General features: G+C 68.6%; 13 protein-coding genes. 8 read left to right on the forward strand and 5 right to left on the reverse strand.

Going from position 1 to position 16,012, the window contains the following annotated elements; genetic code table 11:
* Positions 1-30 precede the first annotated feature (30 nt).
* A complete protein-coding gene (gene gcl / locus AB0436_RS17625; protein ID WP_366468785.1) occupies positions 31-1,815 on the reverse strand; it encodes a glyoxylate carboligase in 1,785 nt (594 codons plus the stop codon).
* A gap of 234 nt (positions 1,816-2,049) precedes the next feature.
* Here gcl and AB0436_RS17630 point away from each other — a divergent pair, with 234 nt between their 5' ends.
* Positions 2,050-2,763 carry a hypothetical protein gene (locus AB0436_RS17630; RefSeq protein WP_366468786.1) on the forward strand — a complete coding sequence of 238 codons (714 nt, stop codon included), beginning with the start codon at positions 2,050-2,052 and terminating at the stop codon, positions 2,761-2,763.
* A 32-nt stretch (positions 2,764-2,795) separates the two neighbouring features.
* Here the strand turns inward: AB0436_RS17630 and AB0436_RS17635 are convergent, their stop codons facing one another.
* The 3 genes from AB0436_RS17635 to AB0436_RS17645 all read right to left on the reverse strand — a co-directional run bounded on the left by AB0436_RS17635 (position 2,796) and on the right by AB0436_RS17645 (position 6,912).
* A complete protein-coding gene (locus AB0436_RS17635; protein WP_366468787.1) occupies positions 2,796-3,566 on the reverse strand; it encodes a polysaccharide deacetylase family protein in 771 nt (256 codons plus the stop codon).
* A 65-nt stretch (positions 3,567-3,631) separates the two neighbouring features.
* A complete protein-coding gene (locus AB0436_RS17640) occupies positions 3,632-5,236 on the reverse strand; it encodes an AMP-binding protein (protein WP_366468788.1) in 1,605 nt (534 codons plus the stop codon).
* Positions 5,233-6,912 carry an AMP-binding protein gene (locus AB0436_RS17645; RefSeq protein ID WP_366468789.1) on the reverse strand — a complete coding sequence of 560 codons (1,680 nt, stop codon included), beginning with the start codon at positions 6,910-6,912 and terminating at the stop codon, positions 5,233-5,235. The genes AB0436_RS17640 and AB0436_RS17645 overlap by 4 nt, the downstream gene beginning before the upstream one ends.
* A 135-nt stretch (positions 6,913-7,047) precedes the next feature.
* Here AB0436_RS17645 and AB0436_RS17650 point away from each other — a divergent pair, with 135 nt between their 5' ends.
* Both AB0436_RS17650 and AB0436_RS17655 read left to right on the forward strand, forming a co-directional pair.
* The gene (locus tag AB0436_RS17650) at positions 7,048-7,872 is read left to right on the forward strand and encodes a LuxR C-terminal-related transcriptional regulator (protein ID WP_366468790.1); all 825 of its coding nucleotides are present in this window, start codon (positions 7,048-7,050) and stop codon (positions 7,870-7,872) included.
* Positions 7,873-7,926: 54 nt separating this feature from the next.
* Positions 7,927-8,781 (forward strand): GNAT family N-acetyltransferase, encoded by an 855-nt coding sequence (locus AB0436_RS17655; protein ID WP_366468791.1) that lies wholly within the window; start codon positions 7,927-7,929, stop codon positions 8,779-8,781.
* A 33-nt stretch (positions 8,782-8,814) separates the two neighbouring features.
* Here the strand turns inward: AB0436_RS17655 and AB0436_RS17660 are convergent, their stop codons facing one another.
* Positions 8,815-9,909, reverse strand: a complete 1,095-nt coding sequence (locus tag AB0436_RS17660) for a winged helix DNA-binding domain-containing protein (protein ID WP_366468793.1) — start codon at positions 9,907-9,909, stop codon at positions 8,815-8,817.
* A gap of 135 nt (positions 9,910-10,044) precedes the next feature.
* On the opposite strand from AB0436_RS17660, the gene AB0436_RS17665 reads away from it, so the two are divergent.
* The 5 genes from AB0436_RS17665 (at position 10,045) to AB0436_RS17685 (ending at position 15,980) form a co-directional block, all read left to right on the forward strand.
* The gene (locus AB0436_RS17665) at positions 10,045-11,262 is read left to right on the forward strand and encodes an ROK family transcriptional regulator (protein WP_366468794.1); all 1,218 of its coding nucleotides are present in this window, start codon (positions 10,045-10,047) and stop codon (positions 11,260-11,262) included.
* A 147-nt stretch (positions 11,263-11,409) separates the two neighbouring features.
* A complete protein-coding gene (locus AB0436_RS17670) occupies positions 11,410-12,222 on the forward strand; it encodes a DeoR/GlpR family DNA-binding transcription regulator (protein ID WP_366468795.1) in 813 nt (270 codons plus the stop codon).
* Between the two features lie 490 nt (positions 12,223-12,712).
* Positions 12,713-14,059 (forward strand): extracellular solute-binding protein, encoded by a 1,347-nt coding sequence (locus AB0436_RS17675; protein WP_366468796.1) that lies wholly within the window; start codon positions 12,713-12,715, stop codon positions 14,057-14,059.
* Complete coding sequence (locus AB0436_RS17680; RefSeq protein WP_366468797.1) at positions 14,059-15,066, forward strand: sugar ABC transporter permease; 1,008 nt, start codon at positions 14,059-14,061, stop codon at positions 15,064-15,066. The genes AB0436_RS17675 and AB0436_RS17680 overlap by 1 nt, the downstream gene beginning before the upstream one ends.
* Positions 15,063-15,980: a carbohydrate ABC transporter permease gene (locus AB0436_RS17685; RefSeq protein WP_366468798.1), complete on the forward strand. Its 918-nt coding sequence runs from the start codon at positions 15,063-15,065 to the stop codon at positions 15,978-15,980. The genes AB0436_RS17680 and AB0436_RS17685 overlap by 4 nt, the downstream gene beginning before the upstream one ends.
* Positions 15,981-16,012: the final 32 nt, after the last annotated feature.

A 16,012-nucleotide genomic window follows, 5' to 3' on the forward strand; every position in this document is an offset into this window, starting at 1 on the left:
CATCGGTGGCCCGCCCCTTCGTGCTGCTGGTCAGGAAGTGATCAGCGGGAGGATCGCGGTCGGGGCGTGGCCCGGCTCCGTGGCGATGTCCTCGAACTCGTTGACGCCGGCGATGTCGCCGCCGCTCATCGAGATGTTGGTGACCCGCTCCAGGATCGCCTCGACGACGACCGGCACCCGGTACTCGGCGGCCAGCTTCTTGGCCTCCTCGAAGGCGGGCAGCAGCTGGTCCGGCTCGGTGACCCGGATCGCCTTGCAGCCCAGCCCCTCGGCGACCTTGACGTGGTCCACGCCGTAGACACCGATCTCGGGGGTGTTGATGTTCTCGAACTCGAGATTGACCTGGAAGTCGATGTCGAAGTTCCGCTGCGCCTGGCGGATCAGACCCAGGTAGGCGTTGTTCACCAGGACATGGACGTACGGGATGTTGTGCTGCGCGCCGACCGCCAGCTCTTCGAGCATGAACTGGAAGTCGTAGTCGCCGGAGAGCGCGACGACCGTCGTCTCCGGGTCGGCGGTGGCGACGCCCAGCGCGGCCGGGATCGTCCAGCCCAGCGGGCCCGCCTGGCCGCAGTTGATCCAGTGACGCGGCTTGTAGACGTGCAGCATCTGCGCACCGGCGATCTGCGAGAGACCGATGGTGGAGACGTAACGGGTGTCCGGGCCGAAGGCGCGGTTCATCTCCTCGTAGACCCGCTGCGGCTTGATCGGCACGTTGTCGAAGTGGGTGCGGCGCTGCAGCCTGGCCTTGCGGTCCTGGGCCGATGCGGCCCACTCCGTACGGTCCGGGAGCCGGCCGGCGGCCTTCAGCTCGCGCGCCACCTCGACGAAGAGCTCCAGCGCCACCTTGGCGTCCGAGGCGATTCCGAAGTCCGGGGCGAAGATCTTGCCGAGCTGAGTCGGCTCGATGTCCACATGCACGAACTTGCGGCCCTTGGTGTACGTGTCCAGCTTGCCGGTGTGGCGGTTGGCCCAGCGGTTGCCGATGCCGAGGACGAAGTCGGACTCCAGGAACGTCGCGTTGCCGTAGCGGTGCGAGGTCTGCAGACCCACCATGCCGGCGTTCAGCGCGTGGTCGTCGGCGAGGATGCCCCAGCCCATCAGGGTCGGGACGACCGGGATACCGGTCAGCTCGGCGAACTCCACCAGCAGGTCGGACGCGTCGGCGTTGATGATGCCGCCGCCCGCCACGATCAGCGGCCGCTGCGACTCGTTGAGCAGCGCGATCGCCTTCTCGATCTGCGCGCGGCTCGCGACCGGCTTGTAGACCGGCAGCGGCGTGTAGGTCTCCGGGTCGAACTCGATCTCGGTCATCTGGACGTCGATCGGCAGGTCGATCAGGACCGGTCCCGGACGCCCCGAGCGCATCAGGTGGAAGGCCTGCTGGACGACGCCGGGCACCTGCGCCGCCTCCACGACCGTGGTCGCGGCCTTGGTCACCGGCTTGGCGATCGAGGCGATGTCGACGGCCTGGAACGCCTCCTTCTGCATCTCCGCGGTCGCCACCTGGCCGGTGATGCAGAGGATCGGGATCGAGTCGCCGATCGCCGAGTAGAGCCCGGTGATCATGTCGGTGCCCGCCGGACCCGACGTACCGAGGCAGACGCCGATGTTGCCGGGGTGGGTACGGGTGTATCCCTCAGCCATGTGCGAGGCACCCTCGACATGGCGCGCGAGCGTGTGCTGCACACCGCCTGCGGCCTTGAGCGCCGCATAGAACGGGTTGATCGCCGCACCCGGCACCCCGAACGCGTGCGTGACGCCCTCGCGCTTGAGGATCTCAACTGCCGCTCGGGCAGCGGTCATACGTGGCATTGAGTACTCCTGCTCGGCCAGTCGGAGTGGGCCTCCTGTCGCGCCAACCTGAGATCGCCCATTTCCGCATTACGGAATTCTATTTCTGCTATACGGAAGCAATGTAAGAGCTGTTCCGGTCCGCCGTCAAGGGAGCGTGTTCGCCGGGCCGCGCACCGCGGCCGAAGGCCCTCGCGGGGGCGCCAATGTCCGAAGTCCCTCCCCCGGGCCGCGCTCTTGGTGGACGATGAGCCCATGGGAACGGGCAGTGGAGAGGCCACGGGGACCGCACGGGTGCGCTGCCCGGACTGCCTCCGGGAGCATGCGTACGTCGCCGCGGTCCTGCCGTGCGCCTGCGGAGCGCCGCTGGCGCCACCGCTGCTGGAAGGCGCTCCCCCGGAGCCGATCACTCATCGGACCTGGTCCGAGGACTGGGTCATGGTGCGCTGCGAGGCCTGCGGACGGCGCGACGAGTGGCCGCAGCCGGAGCTCGGCTGCTCCTGCGGCGCGGTCCTGCGGATTCCGGTACGGCCGGTGAGCGTGTCACCGCCCGCGGCGCCGGCGGCCGGGGCGGGCCGGGCCGCTGCCCGTCCGGCGTTCCGGCCGGTGACGATCCGTACCGCCGGCGACGCGGTGTCCGCGGCCGCCCGCTACCTGGACTGGCTGGGCTTCCGTAACGTCCGGCAGCCGGGCAGACGGCCTGCGTCCGGTATCGACCTACGGGGCCCCGACCTGGTCGCCGGCGTGCAGACGGCCCCCCGGCCCGCCGTACTGCGGGACATCGAGTGCCTGTGGCTGAACGGTCTGAGCGCGTCGGCGGTCAGCGTCTGTTTCTCCCTCGCTGGGTACGCCGACGAGGCACGCGCCCGGGCCGACGAACTCGCCGTCCCGCTCTTCGTGATGGATCCGACCGGCGCCCCGCAGCCGGTCAACGCCCCGGCCACCGAACTGGTGCAGACGGGCGCGTGACACCGCGGCACTCGAGCTGCCGCGGACAGGAATTACGGCCGGTAGATCGCGCCCGGCTTCAGCTGGGCGGGGGCGATCAGCTGCGGCACGGTGACAAAGGTGTAGCCGCGCTTGCGCAGGGTGTCGATGATGCCGGAGACGGCCGGCACCGTGCCCGGGTAGATGTCGTGCAGCAGGATGATGCCGTCGGGCTTGGCCTGCTCGAGTGTCCGCTTCTCGATGAGCGCGGTGTCGTTGGTGGAGAAGTCCTTGGCGGTGGTGCTCCACAGCACCTGGGAGACGCCGAGCTCCTTGCATATCTTGGAGACGCTGTCGTTGGTCCTGCCCTGCGGCGGACGCATCACCCGGGGCCGGGTGCCGGTGATCTTCTCCACCGCGACCTCGGTCTTCTCTATCTCCTGACGGGCCACATCCGCGCTCTGCTTCGTGAGGATCTTGTGGGTCCAGGTGTGGTTGCCGACCTCGTGCCCCTCGGCCGCCTCACGCTTGACGACGTCGGGGTACTTCATCACGTGGTTCTTGCCGAGCAGGAAGAAGGTCGCATGGACCTTCTTCTCCTTCAGGACGTCCAGCAGATGCGGGGTGTTCGGTCCCGGCCCGGCGTCGAAGGTCAGCGCTATGCACTTGGCCCTGCGGCAGTCGCCGGGGCCGAAATCCGCCGGGTGCTTGCCGTCCGCGTGTTTCCGCGCCGTGGACGGCGAGGTGGTGTCCATCGAACAGCCGCTCAGCACCACGGACATGAGCGCGGCCAGGGCAGCGGCGGATCCGATCCGCGCCGCTGCCTTCTTTCTCAGCAATGACATGGCTCGGACTATACACACGCTGTATAGACCGAGTGTATAGCGGGGGTTCCTCAACCCCCGCACGGTTAGTGATGGCCGAAACGCTCCCGGAGTTCCACCTTCCTGACCTTTCCGCTGACCGTCATGGGGAAGTCCTCCAGGAGTTGCAGGGCACGTGGGATCTTGTAGTGGGCCAGCTGACCGCGGCAGTACGCGGCGATCTCCTCCAGCGTGGGCGGATCGGCCTGATCACGCGGGATGACACAGGCCAGGATCTCCTCGCCGTACCTCTCGTCCGGCACCCCGACCACCTGCACGTCGAGGATCTTCGGGTGGCCGTAGAGGAACTCCTCGATCTCGCGCGGGTAGACGTTCTCACCGCCACGGATGATCACGTCCTTGATCCGGCCGACGATCTGCACGTACCCGTCCTCACGGAGGACCGCCAGATCACCGGTGTGCATCCAGCGGCCCGCGTCTATCACTCCGGCCGTCTGCTGCGGCTCCTCCCAGTAGCCGAGCATCACGCTGTAGCCGCGGGTGCACAGCTCGCCCGCCTCGCCACGCGGCACCGTCACTCCCGTCGCCGGATCGACGACCTTCACCTCGATGTGCGGCAGGGCCCGGCCGACCGTCCCGGTGCGGCGTTCCAGGTCGTCGTCGCGGCGCGTCTGGGTGGAGACCGGAGAGGTCTCCGTCATGCCGTAGCAGATGGACACCTCGGCCATGTGCATCTCGGCGACGACCCGCTTCATCACCTCGGCCGGGCAGGAGGAGCCCGCCATGATGCCGGTGCGGAGCGAGGAGAGGTCGTAATCGGCGAATCCGGGAAGGTTCAGCTCGGCGATGAACATGGTCGGCACCCCGTAGAGCGAGGTGCACCGCTCCTGCTCGACGGCGCGCAGCGTGGCCGCCGGGTCGAACGAGGGAGCCGGGATGACGATGCACGCGCCGTGCGAGGTAGCGGCGAGGTTGCCCATCACCATCCCGAAGCAGTGGTAGAAGGGGACCGGCAGACAGATCCGGTCCTGCTCCGAGTAGCCGACCAACTCACCGACGAAATAGCCGTTGTTGAGGATGTTGTGGTGAGAGAGGGTGGCCCCCTTCGGGAAGCCGGTGGTGCCGGAGGTGTACTGGATGTTGATCGGGTCGTCGCAGGAGAGCGCGGTGTCGAGCGACTCCGGTCCGGCCGCTGCGAGCAGTGCGTCCCAGGACGGATCGCCGATGTAGTGGACGGCCCGCAACGCGGGGCAGTCGCCGCGTACCTCCTCGACCAGCGCCCGGTAGTCGCTTCCCTTGTGCTCGGTGGAGGCGATCAGCACCGCGATGCCGGCCTGCTTCAGCACGAACTCCACTTCGTGTGCCCGGTAGGCCGGATTGATGTTCACCATGATCGCGCCGAGCCGCGCGGTGGCGTACTGCACCAGCACCCACTCCGGGCAGTTGACCGCCCAGATCCCCACCCGGTCGCCCTTGCGGACCCCGATTCCGCTGAAGCCGCGGGCCAGTTCGTCCACCGCCGTACCGAACCGGGCATACGTCCAGCGGCGCCCCGACGCCACGTCCACCAGCGCCTCGCGCGCCGGGAAGGCGGCGATCGCCCGGTCCAGGCTGCTGCCGATGGTGTCGCCGAGCAGTGCGGTCGTGCCGGTGCCATGCACGTACGAGAGCGATTCCCATGACGTGGTCACCGCAGTGTCTCCTCGTCGTACTCGGAGGGGGAACCGGCCGCCGTCGCCTCACGCAGCTCGATCCGCCGGATCTTCCCGGAGACCGTCTTGGGCAGTTCCCCGAACTCGATCCGCCTGATCCGCTTGTACGGAGCCAGCACCTCCCGCGAATGCTCGAAGATCACCTTCGCCGCGTCAGGACCCGGCTCCCAGCCCTCCGCGAGAACCACGTACGCCTTCGGCACGGCCAGCCGCACCGGATCGGGTGCCGGGACGACCGCGGCCTCGGCGACCGCCTCGTGCTCCAGCAGGGCGCTCTCCAGCTCGAACGGCGAAATCTTGTAGTCGGACGCCTTGAACACGTCGTCCGACCGGCCGATGTAGGTGATGTAGCCGTCGGCGTCCCGCGAGCCGATGTCTCCGGTGCGGTAGTAACCGCCGGCCATCGCCGCGGCCGTGCGTTCCGGATCGCCGTGATAGCAGACCATCAGACCGACGGGTTCCGCCGAGAGGTCGAGGGCGATCTCCCCCTCGCTCACTCCCGGCTGACCGCTGACCGGGTCCAGCAGTTCGACCTTGTATCCGGGCGTCGGGCGGCCCATCGAGCCCGCCTTGAGCACCTGCCCCGGGGTGTTGGCCACCTGGACGGCGGTCTCGGTCTGCCCGAAGCCGTCCCGGATCGTCACTCCCCACTTCCGCCGCACGGTCTCGATGACCTCCGGGTTCAGTGGCTCGCCGGCCGCGGCGACCTCGCGCGGGGGCGTTCGCAACTGGCCGAGGTCGGCCTGGATCAGCATCCGCCACACGGTGGGCGGCGCACAGAACGACGTCACACCGACCCGGTCCATCTCGGCCATCAGCCGAGCCGGATCGAAGCGCGTGTAGTTGTGGATGAAGACCGTCGCCTCCGCGTTCCACGGTGCGAAGAGGTTCGACCAGGCGTGCTTGGCCCAGCCGGGTGAGGAGATGTTGAGGTGCACGTCGCCGGGGCGCAGCCCGATCCAGTACATCGTCGCCAAGTGGCCGATCGGGTAGGACGCGTGCGTGTGCTCGACCAGTTTGGGCCGGGCCGTCGTCCCGGAGGTGAAGTAGAGCATCAGCGAGTCGTCCGCAGCGGTGGGGCCGGCCGGCTCGAAGTCGGCGGACGCTGCCTCAGCGTCGTGGTAGGCCAGCCAGCCCTCCGGCGTGTCCGGGCCCACCGCGATCCGGGTGTAGTCGCCCGGCACGTCGGCGAACTTCGCGGTGTCCTCGCTCCGGACCAGGACATGGCGGGCGCGGCCGCGGGTGATCCTGTCCCGCAGATCGGCGGGGCCGAGCAGCGGGGTGGCGGGGATGACGACGGCCCGCAGCTTCATCGCGGCCAGCGCCGTCTCCCACAGCTCCTGCTGGTTGCCGAGCATGACCAGGATGCGGTCGCCCGGCCGTACGCCCCGGTCGCGCAGCCAGTTGGCCGCCCGGTCGGACCGTACGGCCATCTCGGCGAACGACACCCTGGTCTCGGTGCCGTCCTCCTCCACGATGTGCAGCGCGGTCCTGTCGTTGTCCTGGGCGATGACGTCGAACCACTCCAGCGCCCAGTTGAAGTGCTCCGGCCGCGGCCAGCGGAAACCCTCGTAGGCCGTGGCGTACTCCGCACGGTGCTGGAGCAGGAAATCCCGTGCGGCCCGGAATGTCTCCGTCGCGTTCTCTGGCGCCATGTGTCCTCCTCATTGCGGGACCGGTCCTCAGCATCGTGTAATCAGTGCCCCAGGTCTCACTACCCCCGAACGGGGGCGAAGGCTGTGTCTCCCCCCAGGAGACACCCCCGGTCCCCGGAGAGAAAGGAAGCGCGCGTGCCGGAGCCGGTCGAGGCAGTGGAGATGCGAGCGGCGCTGCAGCGGCTGCGCCGCGCCACCGGGCTGCCGGTTGCCTTCGGCGGCCTGCTGACCGCCGGCAGACAACTGCGCATCGCCGAGCTGAGCGGCACCGCGACACCCGCGCTGCGCGGACTGGCCGTGTCCGCGGGCAACGGCCTCGGCGGCAAATCGATCGCGCTGTCCCGTCCCTGCGCGGTGACCGACTACCGGTCATCGCTGCACATCAGCCACGAGTACGACACCGCGGTGGGCGCGGAAGGGCTGCACGCGGTCCTCGCGGTGCCGGTGGTCGTGCGACGCAGGGTGCGCGGTGTGCTGTACGGCGCGGTGCGCGAGCCGCTGGCCTTCGGCGACCGCACGTACAACGCGGCCGTCGAAGCGGCACGGGATGTCGAGCAGTCGCTGGTCGTACGGGACGAGGTGCAGCAGTTGCTGGCCGCGGCGCGGGAACCGGTGGCCGGCCCGGGCGCCTGGGAACAGGTCCGGGAGGCCCACAGCGAACTGCGCGCGCTGGCGCCGCGCATCGTGGACCCGTGGCTGCGCGAGGAACTGCTGGCGGTCTGCGGGCGGCTGGCGGGCGGCGGTCGGCCGCCGGGGGAACGGCGGATCTCGCTGGCCACCCGCGAGGTGGATGTGCTGGCCTGGGTGGCGACCGGCGCCACCAACGCCGTGACCGGCGAGCGGCTGGGACTGAAGCCGGAGACCGTGAAAGGCTATCTGCGGTCAGCCATGCGGAAGCTCGGGGCGCACACCCGGCTGGAAGCGGTGGTGGCGGCCCGGCGCGCGGGGCTGCTGCCGTGAGCTCAGCGCCGGCCCGGGGTTCCGGGGGCCAGGGATCGCGGAGGGAGAGCAGTCATGACGTACGGAGCCGCCGAGCGGCTTGAGGTCTCACGGGCCACGCGGGACGACTGGCCGGTGATCAGCGGTTGGGCGCACGACGAGGGCTGGAACCCGGGGCTGCGCGACGAGGAGAGCTTCTTCGCCCAGGACCCGGCAGGCTTCTTTCTCGGCCGCCTGGACGGCGACCCGGTCTCCGCGATCTCGCTGGTCAACTACGGTGACGGCTACGCCTTTCTCGGCTGCTATCTGGTCCGCCCCGATCAGCGCGGGCACGGCTACGGATTGACCACCTGGCGGGCGGGACTCGCGCACGCGGGGGCCAGGACCATCGGTCTCGACGGCGTGGTCGCTCAGCAGGACAACTACCGCCGGTCCGGCTTCTCCCCGGCCCATCGCACGGTGCGCCACGTCGGCCGGATCGGTACCGACGAGCAGCCCGCGCACGTCCGCCGGATCACCGCTGCGGACCGGCAATCCGTCGCGGTGTACGACAGTGCGTGCTGGCCGGCCGACCGCCCGCGCTTCCTGGACCGCTGGCTGACCACGGAGGGCCACCGGGCGCTGGCCCGGGTCGTCGACGGCCGGCTGACCGGCTTCGCGGTGATCCGTCCGGCGCGCGAAACGCTGCGCATCGGCCCGCTGTACGCCGACTCGCCGTCCGATGCGCGGGCGTTGTACGCGGCGCTGGCCGCCGAGGCGGGTCCGGCGCAGGTCGCGGTGGATGTCCCCGATGCGAATCCGGCCGGTATCGCACTGGCGCAGTCACTCGGTCTGACGCCGGCCTTCGAAACGGCCCGGATGTACACCGGCCCGATCCGGCCGCTCGCCGAGGACCGTGTCTACGGGGTCACCACCTTGGAACTCGGCTGAACCGGCACCGTGCGCGCCGCTGCCGGTCGGCGCTCAGTCGAGGAACGCGCCGAAACTGACGTCGCGCGCGGCGACACCGCTCATTTCCCGGACCATGCGCTCGCCCTCCGCCACCAGCGCGGCCCGGTCGGCGCGACCCAGCCGGGCGAACGGGTCGATCTGCAGGGTGACGGCTCCCCGGTACTCTTTCTGCCGCCAGATACCGGCCAGGAATCCGTCGACGAGGAAGCTGCCGAACGCCTGATTCCCCCTGCCGTTGCGGCCCCGGTACTCCGCCGGGATCACCCGGGTGCGATCGGCGTGAGCCAGCAGCAGGTTGTCGTACTCGGGCAGGAAACGAGGCGGTGCGGGGGTGTGCTGATCCGGACGCGACGCCTCCGGAAGGTCGAAGAGCTCGACGCCGTCGGCGTCCTGAAAGGTCATCAGCTGCGGCCGCAGCCGCTCGAACACCTCCCCCAATCTGGTCAGTCCCGCCCACTTCTGCATGTCCATCACCGACGCGGGGCCGAAAGCACGCAGATAACGCAGCACGGTGGCGTCGGGAGCGGGGACGGCCTCGGGCTTGCGGTCCAGCCACCGTTCGACGGTGGTGAGCGCGACCTGACCGCTCCGGCCCCACAGCCCGCGCGGGGTGACCTGCACCAGAGGCAGCCGGCACCGGGCCGCGATGGAGAGAGCCGACGGATCGGCATTCGGCCACCGGGTCAGCAGCTCTTCCCGGATCTCCTTCATCGTGCGCGGCTGGTCCTCGACCAGGGCGCGCGCGAGTTCGGCCAGCCGATCGAGGTCGACGCCCACCAGGTCCTTGCGGAACGCCACCAGTTCACGGTCCCGGGCGGCCTGGACGAGCGGGCGCAGCGTCAGCGCATCGTCCGCGGTGTGCAGGTGGATGGTGGAACGCATGGTCACGATACGGACGGCCTCACGCGTCTGCAGCAGACCGGACAGCTCCTGCGGGTCGAATCCTTCGAGACGGGACCAGAGCTGGTAATACGGCGGCTTGGTGTTCTGAGCCTGCAGGCCCAGCAGGTGCGCTACGGCGTCCTTGGCCGGCATCACCTCGCGGCGCAGCAGAAGTTGGCGGTCCAGGGTGGCGCGGTTGAGTGCGCGCGTACTCATCAAGGCCATACGCGGAACGCTACCGGGCGTGCTCCCGCCGGCTCGGTGGCCCACCGCGGCCGTCCGCGCGGCACCGCTCTCCCCCACCGTGCGTTCGTCAAGACTCTTGACACACTTTCGGAGCGCCCGGGTAACCTCTCCCCCATGAGTCGGCAGCCCGGAGGATCGCTGCGCAGTCTGCGCCGTACCAATGAGGAGCAGTTGCTCGGTCTGCTGTTGGCCCAGGGGCCGCTGCATCGGGCCGGGCTGGCACGCCGGGCGGGAGTCTCGCGCACCACGGTGTCGACGATTGTGAGCGACCTGATGGCGCGGGGGCTGGTGGTCCAGTCCGAGGAGGAGCCGGACGACGGTCACGACGGACGGGCCCGGGATCTGCTGTCGGTCAGTCCGCGGGCGGCCGCGGTGGCCGGGATGAACCACACCTTCGACGGTGTGTGGGTACACGTCAGCGACCTGTCCGGGCAGGAGATCGCCGGCTCCGGTGTCGTGCTCGACCCGGCCCGGTGCCCCGCCGAGCGCATCGCGGCAGGCGCGCGGATCCTCGAACAACTGCTGGGCGAGGCCGGTTTGCGCCAGGATCAGGTCATCGGGGTCGGCATGGGGGTGCCGGGGCCGATCCACCGGGACACGGGCATCGTGGGCGTATCCCTCCCCGGCCAGCCCTGGTCGCATGTGCACGCCGCCGAGGAGTTCGAGCGTGCGCTGGGCCTGCCGGTCGTGGTGGAGAACAACACGCGCCTCGAGGCCGTCGCGGAGGCCCGTTGGGGGGCCGGGCGCGGGGTCCGGAACCTTCTCTACTTCGGGCTGTCCAGCGGCATCGGTTCCGGGCTGCTCCTGGACGGCCGGCTCTACCGGGGAGCGGTCGGCGCCGCCGGGGAACTGGGGCACATGTCGGTCAGCGCGGACGGGCCGGCCTGCCGGTGCGGAAACCGTGGCTGCCTGGTGCTGCAGGCCGGAATCCCGGCCGTGGTCGCCGCCCTGCGGCCGGTCTTCGGCGAGGACGTCGGCCTCGAGGAGATGCTGGCGCGAACGGCGGCCGGGGACCGGGCAGGCGAAGGGGTGTTCGCGGATGTGGGCACCGTGGTCGGTCAGGTGCTGGCGAACCTCTGCAATCTGCTGAACCCCGAACGCATCGTCGTCGGAGGTGAGTTGTCCCGGGCCGGCGAGGTACTCCTGGCGCCCATGCGTACGGCGATCCGCCGGTACGCGCTCTCGCTGGTGCGGGAGGTGGACGTGGTGTCGGCGGAGTTGGAGCTCGGATCGCGAGTCGGCGCACTCGGCGGCGCCGCGCTCGTCCTCAGTGAGACGCCGGACCTGGCCGCCGTACTCAACCGGGCCACGGTGAACGGGGCAACCGCATGAGCGATCGGGGCACCGGACCCACTGCGGATGTGCGCGAATGTGAGCGCTTTCTCAGCTGTTCTTCTGTGATTGCTTCTGTTCTATAGTGCGGGGCGACGGAGACACGCAACCCCTTCAGCAGTGTCCGGCCGACAGGAGTGGATACACATGGCGGATCAGGGAGGCCTGCTCGCCCAGCAGCGTCGCGCGCTGATCCTGGAGTCGGTGCGCCGGGACGGAGCGGTCCGGGTCACCCAGCTCGTCGGACAGCTCGGGGTCTCGGACATGACCATCCGCCGGGACCTGGACGCCCTGTCGAGCGCCGGGTTCCTGGAGAAGGTGCACGGCGGGGCCGTTTCGGTCAGTACGAGCCTCTACGAGCCCGGTTTCGAGGCGAAGTCCACCCGCGAGTCGGCGGCGAAGGCCGCGATCGCGGACACGGCGGCGGCGCGGGTCGAGCCGGGCAGCGTGGTCGCCATCGGAGCCGGCACGACGGCGCACGCGGTGGCCACCCGGCTGGTGGACGTCCCGAGCCTGACCGTGGTGACCAATTCGCTGCCGGTCGCCGAGGTCTTCCAGGCCGCGGCCCGGGAGGGCGGCGGGGCGACCGCTGCGACGCTGCTGCTCACCGGCGGTTCCCCGACCCCGTCCGCGGCGCTGGTCGGACCGCTGGCCGACCTGGTCATCGGCTCGCTCCATGTGGACCTGTTGATACTGGGCACCCACGGCGCGTCCGAGGCGGCCGGGCTGACCAGCCCCAACCTCGCCGAGGCCCGGACCAACCGGGCGCTGGTCGCCGCCGCCCGGCGGGTCGTGGTGGTGGCGGACCACACCAAATGGGGGGTCGTCGGCCTCAGTGGCTTCTGCCCGCTGGCCGACATCAACTGGTTCATCACGGACGACCGGCTGCCGGCCCAGGCATCCGCCCTGCTCGCGGAGACGGTGGGCGAACTGACCATCGCCGGCGCGCAGGGCAACTGATCCGGCAGCGGGCAGCCGAAAGTCAACATACTCCAACGCCGCCGCCGGCCCCCGGCCCGAGCACCGGACCGGGGAAGCCGACGCGGGCCGCGCCCAGCGAGCCGTCCGCACCGGCAACCGCGGATGTCCCACTCCCTTGTGAGCTGCGGGAAGTTGGCGTTCCTTGTGACAACTCGTCCGAGCTCGGCCCGGGCGTCCGCGGCACGCCGGATCGGTCGAGAGCACCGATCACGGCCATCGCGGGGACGAAGCGGACAACTGGCGGCCAACCCACCACCTCGTTCGACATCACGGTCCGGCAACGCATCCTCTGTAGAGCGTTGACGGTCCCAACCATCTGGCGTAGAACTACCCCAGCGGTCGAGATACGTTTCATCTTGGTGACTTCTGTTGGAAATCGATAGTTGCTACAGGGCCCCTCCAGGAACTTCCACGCCGTTGTCGCTCCACCTCTCGTCCTCTAGAACGCCCACACACACATGGAGGCACCATGTCGGACGTCGATTCGTCGGGATCCAGCCGAGACGTCGGGACGTCACCGACTCGCAGGAACGTACTGAGGGGCATCGCCGGCGCGGCCGGCCTGGCTGTCGTCTCCGGCGGCCTGCTCACCGCCTGTGACAGCTCGTCCTCGCCGAAGAGTTCCAACAACGGCAAGAAGGGCGGACCGATCACCTTCGGTTCGAACTACTCGGACCCGGCGGCGAAGACCGCTTTCGCCGCGCTGTGCACGGCGGCAACCGCGTCGACCAAGTCGAAGATCACGATCAACACGGTCGACCACAACTCCTTCCAGGAGAACATCACCAGCTATCTGCAGGGCACGCCGAACGACCTCTTCACCTGGTTCGCCGGCTACCGCATGCAGTACTTCGCCGCGCAGGGCCTCGCCCAGCCGCTGGACGACGTGTGGGACAAGATCGGCAGCAACTTCGGACCGGCCGCCAAGAAGCTCTCCACCGGGCTGGACGGCCACCAGTATTTCGTTCCGCTGTACAACTACCCGTGGGTGGTCCACTACAACAAGAGCCACTTCGCCGCCAAGGGCTACCAGGTCCCGACCACCTGGGACGAGTACAAGGCGCTGTGCAAGAAGATGAAGAGCGACGGGATCATACCCATCGCCTTCGCCGACAAGGACGGCTGGCCCGCGCTGGGGACGTTCGACATCCTCAACATGCGCATCAACGGCTACGACTACCACGCGAAGCTGATGAAGCACGAGATCCCGTGGACGGACAAGGGCGTCACCACGGTGTTCGAGCACTGGGCCGAGATCCTGCCCTACATGCAGTCCGGCGCCAACGGCCGCATCTGGCAGGACGCGGCCAAGACCCTGGAGTCCAAGAAGGCCGGGATGATGTTCCAGGGCACCAACCAGGTCGCGGCGCAGTACGTCACGGACAAGGCGAACCTCGACGACCTGGACTTCTTCACCTTCCCGGCGATCAACCCGACGTACGGCCAGGACTACATGGACGCGCCCACCGACGGGTTCATGCTGAGCAAGAAGGCGAAGAACACCGTCGCCGCCAAGGCCGTTCTGGAGTACATCGGTACGGGTGCGGCGGAGGCCACCTACCTGAAGACCGACCAGTGGGACGTGGGTCTGGCCACCGGGCTGCAGGTGCCGAGCTACAACGCCATCCAGAAGAAGTCGGTCACCGAGATCGCCAAGTGCAAGGCGGTCGGTCAGTTCATGGACCGCGACGCCGACCCGGCGATGGCCACAGCGATGATCTCGATCATCCAGAAGTTCATCGGCGACCCGAGCACCAGCAACATCGCCAAGCTGCAGAAGAGCGCCGAATCGCAGGCAAAGGCGATCTACAGCTGATGAGTTCGCAGACTCGCGTGCCCGCTCCGGCGGCGCCGGCCACGACCGAAGCACCGGTCCGCCGTCGCCGCCGGGGCGTGCGCAGAATGTCCCGACGCGACCGCATTGTGGTCGCCCTGCTGCTCGGCATCCCGCTGTTGATCGACATCGCGTTCGTCTGGGTCCCGGCCCTGGGCACCGTACTGCTGTCGTTCTTCAAGTGGAACGGCGTGGGAGGTCTGAGCACCAAGACCTGTCAGCCCAACCTTCCGTCCATCCTCAACAACGGGTGCATGGACGGAATTCAGAATTTCCACCAGGCGGCCACGAACTATCCGTCCTTCTGGCCGGCCGTCTGGCACAACCTGATCTGGCTCGGCGTCTTCGTCTTCATCGCGACACCGCTCGGCATGCTGTTCGCGGTCGTCATCGACCGCGGCATCAAGGGCAGCCGGATGTATCAGAGCATCCTGTTCCTGCCGGTCATGCTGTCTCTGGCGCTGGTCGGCATCATCTGGGAGTTCATGTACTCGCAGAACCTCGGGCTGATCAACACCGTCATCGGACGCAACGGCAGCAACAACGCCATCGACTGGCTCGGCGACCCGCACCTCAACCTGTGGGCCGTGCTGGTCGAAGCGACCTGGCGGCAGTCCGGCTATGTGATGGTGCTCTATCTGGCCGGTCTCAAGGCGGTCGACCCCACGCTCCGGGAGGCCGCCCGGGTCGACGGGGCCAATGCCTGGGACACCTTCTGGCGCGTGATCTTCCCCGTGATGCGGCCGATCAACATCGTCATCATGGTCGTCACCGTCATCGAGTCGCTGCGCGCCTTCGACCTGGTGTACATCACCAACAAGGGAATCAACGGCCTGGAACTGCTCTCGGTACTGGTCACATCGAACATCGTCGGCGAGACCCAACGCGTGGGCTTCGGCTCCGCGCTCGGCGTGGTGCTGCTGGTGATCTCGCTGGTGCCGATCTGCATCTTCCTGTACCAGACGTTCCGCCGTGAGGAAACGCGATGACCACCGACACCCTGCCGCCCCCGCTTCAGGCTCAGCCGGCCGCTCAGGGCCGCAAGAAGACGCGGCCCTGGGGCCAGATCGCGTCCCAGCTGTTCCTGATCAGCGCCTCGGTCATGTGGCTGCTGCCGATCGCCTTCGCCCTGTACGTCGCGATCCGGCCGTACCAGGACACCACGAAGTACGGCTATGTCTCGCTGCCCCACCATCTGACGCTGAAGAACTTCAGCGATGCGTGGGTGCAGTCGGACATGCTGCACTTCTTCCTGAACTCGGTGCTGATCACTCTCCCGGCCGTCGTCATCGTGCTGGCGCTGGCCTCGGGGGTGGCCTTCGTGCTGACCCGTGTCAACGTCAAGATCAACGTGGCGCTGCTGATCGTTTTCACGGCCGGGAACCTGCTGCCCCAGCAGGTGATCATCACTCCGCTGTACCGCATCTTCCTGAAGCTGCCGCTGCCGTCGTTCCTCAGCGGCAGCGGGCTGATGTACAACTCGATCACCGGACTGATCGTCATCAACGTGGCGTTCCAGCTGGGCTTCTGCGTCTTCGTGCTGAGCAACTACATGAAGTCGGTCCCGGAGGAGATGTACGAGGCGGCCATGGTGGACGGAGCGAGCCTGTGGGTCCGCTTCTGGAAGCTGACCCTGCCGTTGTGCCGGCCGGCCCTGGCCGCGCTGGCCACCCTGCTGACCACGTGGATCTACAACGACTTCTTCTGGGCCATCACGTTGATGTCGTCCGGCGACAAACGCCCGGTCACCTCGGCACTGGCCAACCTGCAGGGCCAGTTCGTGAGCAATCAGAACCTGATCGCGGCGGCCGCGATGATCGCAGCCGTGCCCACTCTGATCGTTTACATCCTGCTGCAGAAGCAGTTCATCGCGGGCCTCTCGCTCGGGTCCAGCAAGGGCTGACGACCCGGATGGTCGTCCTCCGCGCCGACGTC

This window comes from Streptomyces sp. NPDC051322 (assembly GCF_040689485.1).
GTDB lineage: Bacteria > Actinomycetota > Actinomycetes > Streptomycetales > Streptomycetaceae > Streptomyces.